The 1,386-nt window shown below is 78.8% G+C and carries 1 protein-coding gene; it reads right to left on the bottom strand.

What is annotated here, in order from left to right; translation table 11 throughout:
- Positions 1–331 precede the first annotated feature (331 nt).
- Positions 332–1,351 (bottom strand): regulatory protein RecX, encoded by a 1,020-nt coding sequence (locus tag ABD308_RS30790; RefSeq protein WP_425554889.1) that lies wholly within the window; start codon positions 1,349–1,351, stop codon positions 332–334.
- Positions 1,352–1,386 lie beyond the last annotated feature (35 nt).

Below are 1,386 nucleotides of genomic sequence, written 5' to 3'. Positions count from 1 at the left end.
GCGCCGCTCGCCGCGGAACCTCCGGGCCAGCAGCCAGGCCGTCGTCAGGGCCGCCAGCACGACCGCCGCCAGCAAGGAGGCGGCCGATCCGGCGCTCACCGCGATCCTCATGCTGCCCACTCCCCGTCCCGCCGCGGCACTCCGCCCGGGACCCTCGCGCGGCCGGCCCGGAACCGCCGGGCCGCAGGCATGGCCGGGAGCGCGGCCGGGGATGGCCGAGGGATGATCGACGTGCTCCCGCACTGAGTGCGAGGCTAAGCGCGGGTTACGAAACGGTCAAGACTGGCCAGGCAGTTGACCAACCGCCGGGTAACCCCCGGTGACCCGGGCGTCAGTCCCCGTACCCCGTGTCCCCGTACGCCGCGCCGTGGTCCCCGGCCCCGGCCTCCTCCTCGTCCAGCGCCTCCCGGACCACCCGGAAGGCCAGCCCTTCGGAGTAGCCGCGGCGGGCGAGCACGCCGACCAGCCGGCGGGTGCGGGTCTGCCGCTCCAGGCCCCGGGTGGTCCGCAGCCGGCGCTCGACCAGGGCGCGGGCGGCCTCGGTCTCGTCGTCCGGGTCGAGCTGGGCGAGGGCCTGCTCGGCGAGGTCCCCGGCGACCCCCTTGGTCCGCAACTCCTGCGCCAGCGCCCGCCGGGACAGGCCCCGGACGCTGTGCCGGGACTCCACCCAGGCCCGGGCGAAGGCCGCGTCGTCGATCAGCCCGACCTCCTCCAGCCGGGTCAGCACCTCCTCGGCGACCTCGTCCGGGATCTCCCGCTTGCGCAGGGCGTCGGCGAGCTGCTTGCGGGTCTTGGCCGCGCCGGTGAGCAGGCGCAGGCAAATGTCCCGGGCCCGGCCCTCGGGGTCGGCCGGCTCCTCGGCCCGGCCCCGCCGGGCCGTGCCGGCACCGGACCGCCCGGAGGCGCCGTCCGGATCGTCCGGATCGTCCAGGCCGTCCGGAAGGTCCGCACCGTCGCGGTCGGCCCCGCGCCGGGAGCGGCCAGAGCGCCGCCTCGGCCGCTCCGCCGGGAACGCCGGGGCGGGGGCGGCCGCACCCCCGTGACCGGCCGCCCCCGCTCCGTCGCCCCCGTCCCCCTCGGCGGCCCGTCCGTCATCGGGCCGCTCCGCCGCCAGCGCCGAACGGCGCCGGCGCCGCCCCGACGGCAGCTCCGAGGCGGTGACCAGCCCGAGCTCCCCCACGTCCGCCGGGCGTTCCACGGCACGCCGGGTCGCAGGCCCCGGCCCGCGCTCCGACCCGTACTCCGGCTCGGGCTCCGGCTCGGGCTCCGGTTCGGCCACGGCCGCGAACCAGTCCGGCGGCCCGTGGTCGTCGTCCTCCTCCGGGCCGGCCGGCCCACTGTGCTGCGTCAACGGCTCAGGCCTTGGCGGCCGCCGCCGCCGTCTTC

Origin of the sequence: Kitasatospora putterlickiae (genome assembly GCF_039527695.1) — a bacterium.
GTDB lineage: Bacteria > Actinomycetota > Actinomycetes > Streptomycetales > Streptomycetaceae > Kitasatospora > Kitasatospora putterlickiae.
The sequence above is the reverse complement of the archived record's forward strand: the minus strand, read 5'-3'. Positions and strand labels throughout refer to the sequence as shown.